14 protein-coding genes and 2 tRNA genes are annotated in these 14134 nt (G+C 64.9%); 2 read left to right on the top strand and 14 right to left on the bottom strand.

The window, feature by feature from the left end; genetic code table 11:
* Positions 1-133 precede the first annotated feature (133 nt).
* From hisIE to BJI69_RS14035, 9 genes are read right to left on the bottom strand one after another with little or no spacing between them, the layout of a single operon-like run.
* Entirely contained in the window at positions 134-739 is a 606-nt protein-coding gene (hisIE, locus tag BJI69_RS14075) for a bifunctional phosphoribosyl-AMP cyclohydrolase/phosphoribosyl-ATP diphosphatase HisIE (protein WP_046966099.1), read from the bottom strand.
* Entirely contained in the window at positions 736-1506 is a 771-nt protein-coding gene (gene hisF / locus BJI69_RS14070; protein WP_046966100.1) for an imidazole glycerol phosphate synthase subunit HisF, read from the bottom strand. Before hisF ends, hisIE begins: the two co-directional genes overlap by 4 nt.
* Positions 1500-2252 (bottom strand): 1-(5-phosphoribosyl)-5-[(5-phosphoribosylamino)methylideneamino]imidazole-4-carboxamide isomerase, encoded by a 753-nt coding sequence (locus BJI69_RS14065; RefSeq protein WP_046966101.1) that lies wholly within the window; start codon positions 2250-2252, stop codon positions 1500-1502. Before BJI69_RS14065 ends, hisF begins: the two co-directional genes overlap by 7 nt.
* A complete protein-coding gene (gene hisH / locus BJI69_RS14060; RefSeq protein WP_046966102.1) occupies positions 2249-2839 on the bottom strand; it encodes an imidazole glycerol phosphate synthase subunit HisH in 591 nt (196 codons plus the stop codon). The genes BJI69_RS14065 and hisH overlap by 4 nt, the downstream gene beginning before the upstream one ends.
* On the bottom strand, positions 2839-3903 hold the full coding sequence (gene hisB / locus BJI69_RS14055; RefSeq protein ID WP_046966103.1) for a bifunctional histidinol-phosphatase/imidazoleglycerol-phosphate dehydratase HisB: 1065 nt from the start codon (positions 3901-3903) through the stop codon (positions 2839-2841). Before hisB ends, hisH begins: the two co-directional genes overlap by 1 nt.
* Positions 3900-4964 carry a histidinol-phosphate transaminase gene (gene hisC, locus BJI69_RS14050; protein WP_071924978.1) on the bottom strand — a complete coding sequence of 355 codons (1065 nt, stop codon included), beginning with the start codon at positions 4962-4964 and terminating at the stop codon, positions 3900-3902. The genes hisB and hisC overlap by 4 nt, the downstream gene beginning before the upstream one ends.
* Positions 4961-6268 (bottom strand): histidinol dehydrogenase, encoded by a 1308-nt coding sequence (gene hisD / locus BJI69_RS14045; RefSeq protein WP_046966105.1) that lies wholly within the window; start codon positions 6266-6268, stop codon positions 4961-4963. The genes hisC and hisD overlap by 4 nt, the downstream gene beginning before the upstream one ends.
* On the bottom strand, positions 6265-7158 hold the full coding sequence (gene hisG, locus BJI69_RS14040) for an ATP phosphoribosyltransferase (protein ID WP_046966106.1): 894 nt from the start codon (positions 7156-7158) through the stop codon (positions 6265-6267). Before hisG ends, hisD begins: the two co-directional genes overlap by 4 nt.
* Positions 7155-7472 (bottom strand): YerC/YecD family TrpR-related protein, encoded by a 318-nt coding sequence (locus tag BJI69_RS14035; protein ID WP_046966107.1) that lies wholly within the window; start codon positions 7470-7472, stop codon positions 7155-7157. Before BJI69_RS14035 ends, hisG begins: the two co-directional genes overlap by 4 nt.
* Before the next feature lie 148 nt (positions 7473-7620).
* Between BJI69_RS14035 and BJI69_RS14030 the strand changes: the two genes are divergently transcribed.
* Positions 7621-8319, top strand: a complete 699-nt coding sequence (locus BJI69_RS14030; protein ID WP_052767019.1) for a response regulator — start codon at positions 7621-7623, stop codon at positions 8317-8319.
* A 7-nt stretch (positions 8320-8326) separates the two neighbouring features.
* Here BJI69_RS14030 and BJI69_RS14025 read toward each other — a convergent pair whose 3' ends face one another.
* Both BJI69_RS14025 and hisS read right to left on the bottom strand, forming a co-directional pair.
* Positions 8327-10216: an HAL/PAL/TAL family ammonia-lyase gene (locus BJI69_RS14025; protein WP_046966108.1), complete on the bottom strand. Its 1890-nt coding sequence runs from the start codon at positions 10214-10216 to the stop codon at positions 8327-8329.
* A gap of 42 nt (positions 10217-10258) precedes the next feature.
* Positions 10259-11644: a histidine--tRNA ligase gene (hisS, locus tag BJI69_RS14020; RefSeq protein ID WP_046966109.1), complete on the bottom strand. Its 1386-nt coding sequence runs from the start codon at positions 11642-11644 to the stop codon at positions 10259-10261.
* Between the two features lie 169 nt (positions 11645-11813).
* Between hisS and BJI69_RS14015 the strand changes: the two genes are divergently transcribed.
* Positions 11814-11890: transfer RNA gene (locus BJI69_RS14015), tRNA-Pro, on the top strand.
* 108 nt (positions 11891-11998) lie between these two features.
* Here BJI69_RS14015 and BJI69_RS14010 read toward each other — a convergent pair.
* From BJI69_RS14010 to csrA, 3 genes are all read right to left on the bottom strand, one after another.
* Positions 11999-13270: a DUF418 domain-containing protein gene (locus tag BJI69_RS14010; protein ID WP_162200964.1), complete on the bottom strand. Its 1272-nt coding sequence runs from the start codon at positions 13268-13270 to the stop codon at positions 11999-12001.
* Positions 13271-13686: 416 nt separating this feature from the next.
* A tRNA-Ser gene (locus BJI69_RS14005) sits at positions 13687-13779 on the bottom strand.
* A gap of 76 nt (positions 13780-13855) precedes the next feature.
* Complete coding sequence (gene csrA, locus BJI69_RS14000; protein ID WP_046966111.1) at positions 13856-14059, bottom strand: carbon storage regulator CsrA; 204 nt, start codon at positions 14057-14059, stop codon at positions 13856-13858.
* Between the last annotated feature and the right edge of the window lie 75 nt (positions 14060-14134).

The raw sequence follows: 14134 nt of genomic DNA, 5'->3' as shown, positions 1-14134 counted from the left end.
GCGACAGACCTGATGGTAGGAGCCGATTCATCGGCGAACCCGCGGCAGCGGGCCAGAGCCTCTCTCGAATGAGGCTCGCGGCCTCACCGCTTCGTTGGCTTTTCGCCGATGAATCGGCTCCTACATGTACTTATCAGCCCGCGTGGCGGGCAGCTAGTTTTGCCGCCACGGCATCGAATCCGATGCCGCGCGCGCGCAGTACCACCATCAGATGAAAGACCAGATCGGCGGCCTCGCCGATCAGGGCGTCGTTGCCTTCGGCAACCGCGGCGAGCGCCGTTTCGACACCCTCCTCCCCCACTTTCTGCGCCATGCGGCGAATGCCGCCTTCGAACAGCTTCGTCGTGTAGCTGCCGTCCGGCCGTTCCGTGTGCCGGGACGCGACCAGGGCATCGAGTTCGCCGAGGAAACCCAGCGAGGGTTTGACGTCGCCACCGAAGCAGCTCGACGTGCCCGTGTGGCAGGTCGGGCCGGCGGGTATGGCACGCACCAGAAACGTATCCGCATCGCAGTCCAGACGGATATCGACGAGGGCCAGCGAGTCACCCGAGGTCTCGCCCTTTGTCCACAAACGCTGCTTGCTGCGACTGAAGAAGGTCACCAGGCCGCTGGCGCGCGTTTTCGCCAACGCGGCTTCGTCCATGTAGCCGAGCATCAGGACTTCGCCCGAATGCGCGTGCTGCACGATCGCCGGCACCAGTCCGTCGCCCTTGGCGAAATCGGGAGTCGTCTCGTTCATAGCCTTACCTCGATACCCTGCATGCGCAGCTCGCGCTTCAGCGCGGGAATGCCGATGTCGCCACTGTGGAAGACGCTCGCGGCAAGCGCCGCATCTACGTCGGCGTCCTTGAACACCTCGGCAAAATGCATGGGGATGCCTGCGCCGCCGGAGGCGACCAGGGGTACGCGGGTGATCGCGCGTGCCGCGGCCAGTTGTTCGATGTCGTAACCACGACGTACGCCGTCGGTGCCCATGCAGTTCAGGACGATTTCACCAGCGCCCAGCGTCTGCACTTCGTCGATCCACTCGAGCGTACCCTTGCGTAGCGCCCTGGTTCGCGACGGATCGCCGGTGTACTGGCGAACACGCCATTCGCCGTCTTCGTCGCGCAGGCTGTCGACACCGACGACCACGCACTGCACGCCAAAGGCGTCGGCGATCTCGCTTACGAGCGCGGGGCGCTCGAGCGCGGGCGAATTGATCGAGATCTTGTCGGCGCCAGCATGAAGCACCTCGCGCGCGTCGTCGACGCTACGGATGCCGCCGGCAACGCAGAACGGGATATCGATCTCGCGCGCCACGCGCTCCACCCAGTTACGATCAACGCGACGCCCTTCCGGACTGGCCGTGATGTCGTAAAACACCAACTCGTCGGCGCCCTCGTCGCGATAACGCAGGGCCAGCTCGACGATCTCGCCGACGACGACGTGGTCACGAAAACGCACGCCCTTGACGACCTGCCCGTCGCGCACATCCAGGCAGGGAACGATGCGACGGCTCAGCATGTCGCGTTCGCCTTGTCGGCCGTCGCGATGGCGTCGCGCAGGCCGAAAGCGCCCTCCAGCAGCGAACGTCCGAGGATGATGCCGGCGACGCCCTGCAACGAGAGATCGGTGACGTCGGCGAGCGACTTCACACCACCGGACGCCTGCACATCGAGGCCGGGCGCCAGTGTGGCCAGATGACGATAAAGCGCCAGGTTGGGGCCGCTCATCGTACCGTCGCGATCGATGTCGGTACACAACAGGTGGCGTGCCCCGGCGGCCTCGTACCAGGGCACGAGATCGTCGAGCGTGTGGACTTCGTCGGCCGTCCAGCCCGCGCTGGGCAGCTTCCATAGTCCATCGCGAAAACGCGTGTCCAGAGCGAGCACGATGCGATGGCAACCGTAGCGACCGATCCATGCCGCCACCGCCTCCGGATCACGAATGGCGACGCTGCCGACAACGACGCGCTCGACACCCGCATCGAGCAGCCGGCGAACGCCCTCCTCGTCACGAATGCCGCCACCGGCCTGCACGCGCAACCGGCCACCCGAAGCGATACCTGCAATGGTCGAGAGATTTTCGAAGTGGCCCGAGCGCGCGCCGTCTAGATCGACGACATGCAGCCACGTCGCGCCATCGTCGGCATAACGCGCCGCCAGCGCTTCCGGTTCGAAGGCGAACGTGGTCTGTTGCGCGTAGTCACCTTTGAACAAACGGACAACCTTGCCTTCGCGCAGGTCGATAGCGGGAATCGGTAGGGTCATAGGGAGAGAAAGTTCCGCAGAAGCTGGGCGCCCACGCCGGCCGATCGCTCGGGGTGGAACTGCATGCCCATGAAATTGCCGGCGGCGACGACGGCCGAGAACGGCGTGCCGTGCTCGCTCGCCGCCAGGGTGTAAGGACCGGTCGGGACAGCGTAGCTGTGGACGAAGTACGCCGTATCGCCCTCACGCAGGCCGGCCGTGAGGCAATGCGGCACCGTCACCTGCAGCGTGTTCCAGCCCATGTGCGGCACGCGCAGGCCCGACGCTTCGGCGAAACGTTTAACCGTGGCCGGGATGACCCCGAGACAGGCCGTGTCGCTTTCTTCCGAACGCTCGCACAGCAGCTGCATACCCAGGCAAACGCCGAGCACCGGCTGGGTGAGCCCACGCAGCACATCGACCAGGCCAGCCTCGCGCAACATGCGCATGCCCGGCGCCGCGGCACCCACGCCCGGGAGGATCACGTGACTCGCCGCGCGGATACGTGCCGCGTCCGAGGTGAGTTCGGCATCGGTGCCAAGGCGCTGCAAGGCGTAACGCACGGAGCCGATATTGGTACCGCCCGCGTCGACGAGAACCACCTTCATCAGAGGCTTCCCTTGGTGCTCGGCAGTTCGGCACCTTCGCGTCGAATCGCCTGTCGAAGCGTGCGGGCGACCACCTTGAAGCAGCCCTCGACCATGTGGTGCGCGTTCTCGCCACGCACGGTGAGGTGCAGGTTTGCGCCCAGCGTCTCGCAGAGCGAACGGAAGAAGTGCGGCACGAGCTCGGTCGGCACGTCGCCCACGCGGTCGCGCGGGAAGCTGCCTTCGAAGACGAAGTACGGCCGACCCGACAGGTCCAGTTCCGCCCGCGCCGCGCTCTCGTCCATCGGTAGCGCGAAGCCATAGCGGCCGATGCCACGTTTGTCGCCCAACGCCTCCCGGAGCGCCTGGCCCAGCGCGAGCGCGGAGTCTTCGATGGTGTGGTGCTCGTCGATGTGGGTGTCGCCCTCGCAGGTGAGGCTCAGGGCGAAGCCACCGTGTTTGCCGATCTGCTCGAGCATGTGATCGAAGAAGCCCAGGCCGGTATGCACGTTCGGCTCGGCGATGCGGTCGAGATCCACGTTCACGCGGATCGAGGTTTCCTTCGTCTTGCGCAGCACCTCGGCCGTGCGCGGCGCATCGAGCAGCGCATGCGCCACCTCGACCCAGCTCGCGCCGTCGGCACCCACGCGGAAACCGCGTACACCGAGGTTGGCTGCGAACACGAGGTCGGTGTCGCGGTCGCCGATCATGGCCGACTGCGAGCGGCTCCAGCTATCGTCGGCCAGCCAGTGCCGTGCAAGCCCGGTGCCCGGTTTGCGGGTGTCGAGGTTTTCGTGCGGGAAGCTGCGGTCGATCAGCTGCTCGCGGAAGGTGATGCCCTGCGACGCAAGGATGTTCACCAGCAAGGCATGCGGTCCATCGAAGGACGCCTGCGGAAACGAAGGCGTGCCCAGGCCATCCTGATTGGTCACCATCACCAACTCGTATCCGGCAGCGACGCAACGCTGCAAGGCGGCGATCACCCCGGGCATCAGCGCCAGCTTCTCGTAGCTGTCGATCTGCTGGTCGGCCGGCTCCTCGATGAGGCAGCCGTCGCGATCAACGAAAAGGATCTTGCGACTCATGCCGGCGCTCCCGCGCGCAGCACGGCCAGCACGCGATCGTTCTCGTTACCGGTACCAATGGTGATGCGCAGGGCATCTTCCAGTCCGGCGTATCGGGACACGTCGCGTACCACCACGCCAGCGGCGAGAAGTCGGCGATACGTCCCTGCCGCATCGTCGAAGCGCACGGCAAGGAAGTTGGCGTGCGATGGCATCACCTCCCTCACGCCCGGCAATGCCTGCAGGGCGACGAACATGCGCGCGCGCTCGTTGAGGATCTCGTGCAGGTGGTGCCGCTGCACGCGCCGACCTTCGTACGACAGCGCGCCCATGGCCGCATCCACGCACGGTGAAGGCAGCGGGTACGGCGGGATGATCCGGCGCAGCAGCCCGATCACTTCCGATCGCGCGATGCACGTGCCGACACGGGCGCCCGCCAGCGACCACGCCTTCGACAGCGTGCGCAGCACAGCGACGTTGTCGTAGGTGTCGATCAGCGAGGCCGCGCTGGCGAGGCCGCTGTATTCCGCATAAGCCTCGTCGATCACGAGCAAGGCACGGCCCTCGAGCGCCTTCGCGATGCGTTCCAGATCGTCACGATCGACGAGGTTGCCGGTGGGGTTGTTCGGCGTGCAGACGAAGACGATACGCGTAGCCCGCGTGACCGCGGCCAGGAGCGCATCGATGTCGAGCACACCGTGGCGACTGAGCGGTGATTCGATGACCGCCGCGCCCTGGATACGCGCACACACCGCGTACATGCCGAAGGTGGGCGGCGAGATGAGCACGGCACTCTCACCCGCACGACAGAACGCTCGCACGAGAAGGTCGATCGATTCGTCGCTCCCGCGGGTCACGAGAACCCGATCGCCGGCGGTTCCGTAGAGTTCGGCGAGGGTCTCCACCAGCCCGCGCGGCTGCGGATCGGGGTAGCGATTGAGTCCCTCGCCACCGGGAATATTCGGCGGCCGCGACGACTCGTTCGCGTTGAGCAGGACCGTGCCTCCCTGCGCTTCCATCCGGGCGCTGGAGTACGGCGCGAGCGCGCGGATATCCGGACGTGCCAGGTCGAGGATGCTCATGCGGCAGCATCCATGGCGGCGAGCCGGAGAGTGACGGCCCGGCGGTGGGCCTCGAGCTGCTCGGCTTCGGCGAGGATCGCCGCGCAGGGACCGATGTTACGCAGACCCTGGGCCGAGAGCTCCTGCACCGTCACCTGTTTCTGGAAACTAGCCACCGAGACGCCGCTGTAACTGCGCGCGTAGCCGTAGGTGGGCAGTACGTGGTTGCTACCGCTGCAGTAATCGCCCACCGACTCCGGCGTCCATTCGCCGAGGAACACCGAGCCGGCGGATTCGACAGCATCGAGCAGCGCACGTGGGTTCTCGGTCTGGATGATGAGGTGCTCAGGGGCATAGCGATTACTGACCTCGACCGCTTCGTCGAGGTCGGCGACCAGGATCAGCCGGCTTTCACCCAACGCGCTCGCGGCCACCTCGGCACGCGGAAGCTCGCGACGTTGTCGCTCCACTTCGATTTCCACGGCGTCGAGCTGCGCCGCCGACGGACTCACCAGAAGCACCTGCGAATCGGGACCGTGCTCGGCCTGTGAGAGCAGATCCGCGGCGATGAAACGCGGATCGGCGTCGGCATCGGCGATGACCAATACCTCGGACGGACCGGCGGGCATGTCGATCGCGGCGCCTGCCGGATCGCCGGCAACCTGCAGCTTGGCTTCGGTGACCCAGGCATTGCCCGGCCCGAACAGCTTGTCGCAGCGGGGCACGGAAGCGGTGCCGTAAGCCATCGCGGCAATCGCCTGCGCGCCGCCGAGTTTGAAGACGCGAGTCACACCGGTCGCCCTGGCAGCGAACAGCACCGCATCGTCGCAACGGCCATTCGCCTGCACGGGCGTGCAGAGCACCACCTCGCGGCAGCCGGCGATCGCTGCGGGCACCCCGAGCATGATCGCGGTCGAGGGCAAGGGTGCCCCACCGGCTGGCACGTAGAGCCCGACGCGACGGATCGGACGCAGGACGCGTTCCACGGTAACCCCGGGCGCGGTTTCCACGCTCACCGGCGTTGGTGCGGCAGCACGATGGAAATATTCGATGCGTGCCGCGGCTTCGAGCACGGCCGCTTTCAGTTCGACCGGTAACCGCGCTTCCGCCGCCGCGAATTCCGCCTCGGTCACGGCGAGCGCGGTGAGCTTTGCGCCATCGTAGCGTGCCGTGAGTTCGACGAGCGCTGCATCGCCGCGCGCGCGCACATCCGCGATGATCGCCTCGGTGCCGTCACGCAAAGCGGCCGCGCGTGACTGCATCGGACGGGCGAGCGCCGCCTCGCGACCTGCCGCGTCGAGACCGTTCCATTCGATTCGTTTCATGCCAGCATCTTCTCCACCGGCAACACCAGCATGTCGCGGGCACCGGCGCGTTTCATGTCCTCGAGCTGTCGCCAGCTCACCGAGCCGGCACACAGGGCCTGCAACACCACCTGATCGGGTGCGCCATCGACAGGTGTCAGCGTAGGGATGGGCAGCCCGGGCAAGAGGCGGGTGATCGCGGCCAGTGCATCGCGCGGTGCCTGCATCAGGATCAGGCGCGAGTCGCGCACCTGGATGACACCGTCCAATCGGCGCAGGAGCAGTTCGGCGATCTCGCCGCGCTCGTCCAGCGGCAGTTCGCGACGTCCGGCCAGCACCGCTTCGCTCTCCACCACCACGACGGCCTCGCGCAACTGGTTGGCTACCAGGGTCGCGCCGCTGGACACCAGGTCGCAGATGGCGTCGGCCGTGCCGAGTCGCGGCGCGATTTCCACCGAGCCGGCGAGCATCACCACCTTCGCGTCGACCCCGTGGCTGCGCAGCCATTCGCCGAGCAAGCCCGGGTACGACGTTGCAATGCGCTGCCCCTGAAGCTGGGCCGGGCCATCGTAGGCATCTTCCTGGGGCACGGCGATGGACAGTCGGCAGTGACCAAAACCGAGCGGCCGCAGCTCGTCCATGCCGGCGCCCGTGTCCGGATTGGTGAGTTGGAACTCGCGCAGCACGTTACGACCGACGATACCGAGGTCACAGACCCCTTCGGCGATCAGCCCCGGGATGTCGTCGTCGCGGACCAGCAGGAGGTCCACCGGTTCGCCTTCGCCGAAGCAGAACAGCTTGTCACGGCTCTGGCGGAATTTCAGGCCGCAACGCGCGAGCAACTCCTGGGCAGGATCGGTCAGCCGCCCGGATTTCTGCATGGCAATGCGCAGCCGATCGCGCGGCTTCATACGACACCTGCGAGGTTGCGACGCGCGGCGGCGGCCATGTACCCGCCACTGCCCTGGTTGAGATAGCGCGCGACACGGCCGATCGTGGTGATGCTGACCGACGTGCGCTCGTGGATCTCGCGGTAGGACCGCCCTTCCAGCAGGAAAGGCACCACTCGCCAGCGGTCCACCATCACCTCGATTTCGGCAGGGGTACAGAGGTCATGAAGGAAGGCACGCATCTCGTCCACGCTCGAGAGCCCAAGCAGGGCCTCGCAGAGACTGGTCTCGGCCGAGTTGGCCGGCATTTCGGGGTCGATCGAGCGACGCTTCATAGTGTACTAACGCGTTAATACGATAACCCATCGTATCGCGACAACTTCGGCGTGGCAAGCACCGACACGCAATTGCGCTTTTCTTCCATATACCCGACACGGGGCGGTCGACAAGATGGCGGCATTTCCACCCTCGCGAGCCCCTGCCATGTCGAGCACCGTGATCATTGCCGACGATCATCCGGTCGTCGTCGCGGGCGTCGAGACCATCCTGAAGTCACACCGCTACCAGGTGGTCGCGCGTGCCCACGATACCGATGCCCTCTTCGATGCCCTCACCGACCACCCCTGCGATGTCGTCGTTACCGACTTTTCCATGCCCGAGGGCAGCCAGCCCGACGGCATGCCGATGATCCGTCGGATCCGCGCCCTCCGGCCGGCCACCGGCATCGTCGTGCTGACCATGCTGTCCAATCCGGCCATCCTGCGCACCCTCCTGGACATGGGCGTGGCCGCCATCTTCGACAAGCGGACCAGCCTTCGCGATATCCCGGTGGCCGTGCACGCGGCCGAGGTCGGGCGCTCGTACCTGAGCCCGGCCATACGCCGGCTTTTCCACGAAGCGGACTGCGCCGACAACGCCGACGAGCTCGTCACCCGCCTGTCGCCACGCGAGGTCGAGGTATTACGGGCCTATGCGCAGGGCTACGGGCTGGTGGACATCGCCGCCTCGATGGGCCGCAGCCTGAAAACCATCAGCCGGCAGAAACGCTCGGCCATGGCCAAGCTGGGCCTCATCAACGATGCCCAGCTCTACCAGTATCTGGCCGGTATTCGCGCCGGCACGCTCGACGACTGGTCGCCGGCGATCGAGGCGGCGGCCAGTCTGCGCTTCTTCGCGCTCTAGCGCCTGCTCAGGCGACCAGTCGACCGGAGGCGACCAGCTCGCACACGAGGCGGACGTCGCCGTCCATCGCGCGGTCGCGTTGCATGAAGGCGATGTGCTCGCGCAGGGTCGCCAGGGCGGCACGGACGGCAACGCCGCCATGGAAATCTTCGGCGCGCGCGAGAGCATCCATGAGCGCCCGAACTTCCGTCTCGAAGCGGGCGTAATGCGGCGAATCGCTGCGCGGCGCGCCGTTGATCTTGGCCGCCAGGGCTTCCCAGTCGCCACGGTGAGCCAGGGTCCGCGCAGCGTTGAGCATGTCCTGACGGTACTCCAGCGCCTGGGCGGCGGTGTACAGCTCCATCGCCAGCACGTGACCGAGGTCCTCGGTCATCTCGAGCACGTGACGCGCCTCGTTGGCACCCATGGACACGTGGTCCTCGGCGTTGGCGCTGGTCGGCACGGAGTAAACGGACGCCGGGTGCGCGCGTGTCGCGAGGTCGTTGACGAGCGCCGCCGCCGTGTATTGCACGATCATGAAGCCCGAATCGGTCGCGTCCTCGTTGCCGATAAGGAAAGCCGGGAGGCCGTCGTTATTGGCCGGGTCGACCAGCTTTGCCGTGCGGCGCTCGGAGATCGAGGCAAGCACGGGAATGGCCGCCTTCACGTAGCTCATCGCCAGGGCCAGCGGCATGCCGTGGAAATGGCCGGCCGAGATCACCTGGTCTTCGATCACCTGGGCGTTCTCGGCGTCCGGGAAGACCAGCGGATTGTCGGTCACCGCATTCAGTTCGATATCGAACACGCGGCAGGCCTGCTCCCATGCATCGCGAACCGCGCCGTGCACCTGCGGCGCACAACGCAGGCAATAAGCATCCTGCGGCTGGTGCTTCTTGCCGCCCTTGAACGGGAGGAAGCGCGAATAGAACGCTTCCTTGCCGTGGCGCTGCGTCGCCGGAACCCAGTCCCAGCTGATGTCGAAGCGATAGGCCTGGTCAGACGGCTCGGACCAGGAATCGGCCAGCCACGGCTTGAACCGCGGGACCATGTGGTAAGCGATATCCGCCAGCGTCGACCCTTCGAGGAGGTGGCTGATCTGCTTCGCCGTCTCGACCTGACCCGGATGCGGACGCAGGGCATGAACCTGTTCGGCGTAAGCGCCCTTGCGGCCAGCGAAGGCGTCGAGCGTCATCGCTGCGGCGAGATCCGCCGTGCGGATCAGCATGTCCATCGTGTCCAGCGCGAGCACACCCGTGGCGAGCATCTGGGTGGTGCCATTGTTCAGGGCCAGGCCTTCCTTGAAGGACAGGCGCACGGGCTGGAGCCCGGCCTTGGCCAGCGCTTCGGCGCCCGGCATGCGAACGCCTTCGTAGAACGCTTCGCCACCACCGAGCAGGACGATCGCCAGATGCGACAGCGGCGCAAGGTCGCCACTGGCGCCGACCGAACCCTTCTCCGGAATGACCGGGACGACGTTGCGGTTGAGCAACTCGGCCAGCGCACGCAGGGTTTCGACGCGGATACCCGAATGCCCCTTCATCAGCGTGTTCACGCGGATGGCGAGCATGGCGCGCACGACGTCCTCACCGAACGGCTTACCCACGCATACCGCGTGGGTGATGATCAGGTTGTGCTGCAGTTCTTCCAGCAAAGTGCCTTCACGCGGCTCCGGGTTGCCACCCGGCAGTTCGTCGCGCACGCGGTGCGCGCCAAGCAGTTTGTCGGCATTGCTGCCGAAACCCGTGGTGACGCCGTAGATCGGCTCACCGCCACCGACCTTCTCGGCGAGGAAGTCCGCGGCGCGCTTGACCTTGACGAGCTGCGCCTCGTCCAGGCGGATACTGGCGCCCTGGCGCGCGATAGCGGCGACCTGGCCGCGTGTGAGGCTACGCCCGTCGAGAAGGATGCTGCTGGTCATGGGGACTTTGGCCGTGCAAAAGGGAGGTGGGGTGGATGAGGCTCAGCGACCGATGTCGGCCTGAGCCAGTTCGACACGCAGGGTCTTGACCAGTTCCGTCCGCGCGACTTCGAACTGATCCTCACGACGAAGGTCCTTCACCGTGACCACACCCTTGGCGATCTCGTCCTCGCCCAGGACGATCACGAAGCGAATGCCCGCGCGGTCGGCGTACTTGAACTGCTTGCCCAGCTTGCTGCCTTCCAGGACGACCTCGGTGGCGATGCCGGCGTTGCGCAGCTCGGTGGCGAGGGTCAGATAGGCCGGCAACTGGGCGGCGTCCATCTGCGTGACCAGCACGTCGACGGTGCTCTGCGCCGTGGAGATCAGGCCGGCGTCACGCAGCTGCCAGTAAAGGCGCGTCAGGCCGATCGAGATACCGACGCCCGGCAGGTGCGACTTGGTGTACTGCCCGGCCAGGTTCTCGTAACGACCGCCCGAGCAGATCGAACCGATACCCAGGTGATCGTTCAGCGTCGTCTCGTAAACCGTGCCCGTGTAGTAGTCGAGGCCGCGGGCGATGGAAAGGTTCAGGGCGAAATGCGTTTCCGGGACGTCGAAGTCGCGGATCATCGCCAGCACTTCCTTCAGCTCGGCACGGCCCTGCTCGAAAGTCTCCGAACCGGAACCAAGGGCGTCGAGTTTGGCGAAGGCATCGCTCACGGAGGTCGAACGCACCTGGACGAAGGCGAGGATCTTGTCCGCCACCTCCGCCGACAGGCCGAAGGCGTCACCGGTGAGGGTCTCGCGCACGTAATCGGCGCCACGCTTGTCGAGCTTGTCGACTTCGCGCAAGACCAGCATCTGCTGCTCGGCATCGCTGACGCCGAGGTTTTCGAAATAGCCGCGCATCAGCTTGCGGTTATTGAGCTGGATGGTGAACGCGCCGATGTTGAGCTCGCGGAACACGCTGTAGATGACCGCCGGGATCTCCGCGTCGTAACGCACCGACAGCGAGTCTTTGCCGATCACGTCGATATCGCATTGGTAGAACTCGCGGAAACGACCCCGCTGCGCCCGCTCGCCGCGGTAGACGCGCTGCATCTGGTAACGGCGGAACGGGAAGCTGAGATCGTGTTCGTGCTCGGCGACGTAACGCGCCAGCGGCACCGTCAGGTCGAAACGCAGGGCCAGCTCGGGCACGCCACCCTTCTCCGCCGCCGCGCCCAGGGCGCCTGTCGACTGGACGAAATACACCTGGCGCTCCGTCTCACCGCCGCTCTTGGTCAGCAGCACGTCGCTGTGCTCGATCACCGGCGTTTCGATCGGCAGGAAGCCGAACCGCTCGTAGTTGCGACGGATGGTGTCGAGCATGCGCTGGAAGGCGATCTGGTCGAGCGGAAGGAGCTCGAGGACACCAGGCATGGTGCGGGCCGGGGTGAGTGCCATGCAATTCCTCTTGGGACAGGCTAGTCGGAGCCGCCACGCGGCAGCCGCTTAGATTAACAGATGGCCGCCTGCCAGCCCTGCGCTAAAGCCGGCTGCCATCGATTTGTAAAAAAGATGCGACGACCTGTTGCGAATCGGCAAGGTCATGGCTAATATACGCGGCTCCCGTCGGGGTGTAGCTCAGCCTGGTAGAGCGCTACGTTCGGGACGTAGAAGTCGCAGGTTCGAATCCTGTCTCCCCGACCAATATTCGAAGAACAAGGCCCTGGAAACCGCAGCGATGCGAGCTTCCAGGGCCTTTTTCTTTGTCCGACCGAATGGCTCGCCACCCCTCATCCATGAGGTAAACGCTGCCTAACCTGCGTCGGAGCGAGCGAGCATGGGCTGCAACGTTCCGTACGTTGCCGAACGCCAGACCCATTCCAACGGCCCGAACCGAAAATAGCGCAGCCACAGGGAACTCAAGGTCAGATTGACGGCCCATACGGCGAAGACCACGTACATCAGCTGGTAGTACTGCAGCGTGCCGAACCATTTCCACGGGCCCCAGACGAAAACAAACTGGCAGAGCACGCTGGTCAACAGGTAGTTGGTCAAAGCCGTCTTGCCCACCGCCGCGAGGAGCCGCTGGATCCGCCTGAAAGCACCCCGTTTGATCAGGATCATGACGACAGCGGTCATCGCCACCATGCCTGTCAAACGCTGCAGATCGTAGGGCAAGGTCAGCCACTCGTCGTTGTTGAGAAAGAAGAAATGCCCGTGCGCGTAAGTGCGGTACACACCGACAATGACCAGCGGCACGGAGATGGCAAATCCTGTCACCGCCGTCCAAACGTAGGTCGCAAGCGACAACTCGGCAGTAAGGAATCCCAGCTGGAACAGCGCCATACCCAATAGCGCCGGGGCGAGGACATCGGGCATCAGATAGACGTGGAACGACAAACTCGTTCCGATGTAACGGTCAAGGCGTTCGTCGACGCCTTCCCAATAGCCTTGCTCGCGCTCCTTCTCGACGCTCTTCTTGATCTCTTCGCGCGGCTGAAGGCGATGGGCGTCGACGACTCCCTGCCATGCCTTCTGCACGGAGCGCTCCGAAGCACTGATCGGCTGATGCTGCTGTTCTTTCGTCGCGACAGCCGCAGCCTGGCGGGACAGGCTCATATTTTGCGCGATATGGAAGTAGGACTCGTACGAAAAGGTGCTCAACAACGAAGAGATGGCCACCAACGCCAGCAGTACCCTTGGGCTCGTTCTCCGCAACGGATACAGAAGAAGCAGCGCGACCAGGCCGTAGTCGAAAAGGATATCCCCGCCCCAGATGAGGCAACCGTGGATCAGGCCGAGTAACACGAGCACCATGTTCCTGCGCGTGTAGATGTCCGCCGCCATGTCGCCCGCCCCACGCTTCTCAGCTCGACGGGTCAGCAGGACGACGCCGGCACCGAACAGCATCGAGAACATGGCGCGCATCTTGCCTTCGAAGAACAACCACTTGATGTAGAACAACGCCAAATTCAGATGCGCATACGGACCGGCAAAGGCATCCAGCGACGTGCCGAAGGGAATGTCGTGCATCGCCTGCACATCGCCAAAGCTGTCGATGTTCATCACCAGGATGCCCAGCAAGGCGAATCCACGAAGCACATCGATGCTGGATAGGCGTTCGGCGCGGGTGGCCGGGGCAACCGTCGTCGGCGAAGGCGCGAGGCAGCCATGGGAAGTGGCTGCGGTGGAATTCATCATTGCTATGGAACTCGCTACGACACGTTCGGGGGAACGGCTCTGAGCGCATGAGTGCACCGGAGCGCAGCTGAGGTTGCTGCGTTCGCTAAAAGGTCATGAACCTACGATTTCGATCGTAGGATCGAAGGCGCGATCGGGCCGCCGAGGCCGCTGAACGCATGGCCTGCGATCGTCCTGAGCCTGTCCCAATGCCCCGGCAGGCCCGGTCGGGCACGCCCCGGGAATACCCCATCCCGCCGCCTGCAATGCAATGTTTCCGCCCACAAAAAAGCCCTGTAAAAACAGGGCTTTTTGCAAACTGGCGGAGAGTGAGGGATTCGAACCCTCGATAAGGCTTTTGACCCTATACTCCCTTAGCAGGGGAGCCCCTTCGGCCACTCGGGCAACTCTCCGTGAACGTTCGTCGTTGAGGAACGTGCCTTAACGAGCGAGCAAGGATACTTGTCCTTGCTTCAGCCGTAAAGAGCTTTACTGGTCCTGGTCGTCCCCGGTGTGGCCGGCAGGATCGTTCTCGTTCTTGATGCGCTGGTAAATCTCTTCGCGGTGGACCGCGACGTTTTTCGGTGCATTGATACCAATGCGAACCTGGTTACCTTTGACACCCAGAACAGTGACGGTCACCTCGTCGCCGATCATTAGGGTTTCACCGACCCGGCGGGTCAGAATCAGCATGATTGATACTCCATAAAATCAGGTATTGGCTTCCCCACCAACGACAACTCACCCCGAGTGCTTGCCGTCAATGGT

The organism is Luteibacter rhizovicinus DSM 16549, assembly GCF_001887595.1.
Taxonomy (GTDB): domain Bacteria; phylum Pseudomonadota; class Gammaproteobacteria; order Xanthomonadales; family Rhodanobacteraceae; genus Luteibacter; species Luteibacter rhizovicinus.
Note: the sequence above shows the minus strand (reverse complement) of the source record. Positions and strands in the feature narration are given on the sequence as shown.

What these genes read in the sequence shown, in the direction of transcription:
- hisC (WP_071924978.1), bottom strand. Translation starts at nt 4,964, where the DNA reads ATGAGCATCCTCGACCTGGCACGTCCGGATATCCGCGCGCTCGCGCCG.
- BJI69_RS14035 (WP_046966107.1), bottom strand. Translation starts at nt 7,472, where the DNA reads ATGAAGCGTCGCTCGATCGACCCCGAAATGCCGGCCAACTCGGCCGAG.
- hisB (WP_046966103.1), bottom strand. Translation starts at nt 3,903, where the DNA reads ATGAGTCGCAAGATCCTTTTCGTTGATCGCGACGGCTGCCTCATCGAG.
- hisIE (WP_046966099.1), bottom strand. Translation starts at nt 739, where the DNA reads ATGAACGAGACGACTCCCGATTTCGCCAAGGGCGACGGACTGGTGCCG.
- BJI69_RS14065 (WP_046966101.1), bottom strand. Translation starts at nt 2,252, where the DNA reads ATGACCCTACCGATTCCCGCTATCGACCTGCGCGAAGGCAAGGTTGTC.
- hisH (WP_046966102.1), bottom strand. Translation starts at nt 2,839, where the DNA reads ATGAAGGTGGTTCTCGTCGACGCGGGCGGTACCAATATCGGCTCCGTG.
- hisS (WP_046966109.1), bottom strand. Translation starts at nt 11,644, where the DNA reads ATGGCACTCACCCCGGCCCGCACCATGCCTGGTGTCCTCGAGCTCCTT.
- hisF (WP_046966100.1), bottom strand. Translation starts at nt 1,506, where the DNA reads ATGCTGAGCCGTCGCATCGTTCCCTGCCTGGATGTGCGCGACGGGCAG.
- hisD (WP_046966105.1), bottom strand. Translation starts at nt 6,268, where the DNA reads ATGAAACGAATCGAATGGAACGGTCTCGACGCGGCAGGTCGCGAGGCG.
- hisG (WP_046966106.1), bottom strand. Translation starts at nt 7,158, where the DNA reads ATGAAGCCGCGCGATCGGCTGCGCATTGCCATGCAGAAATCCGGGCGG.
- BJI69_RS14030 (WP_052767019.1), top strand. Translation starts at nt 7,621, where the DNA reads ATGTCGAGCACCGTGATCATTGCCGACGATCATCCGGTCGTCGTCGCG.
- BJI69_RS14025 (WP_046966108.1), bottom strand. Translation starts at nt 10,216, where the DNA reads ATGACCAGCAGCATCCTTCTCGACGGGCGTAGCCTCACACGCGGCCAG.
- csrA (WP_046966111.1), bottom strand. Translation starts at nt 14,059, where the DNA reads ATGCTGATTCTGACCCGCCGGGTCGGTGAAACCCTAATGATCGGCGAC.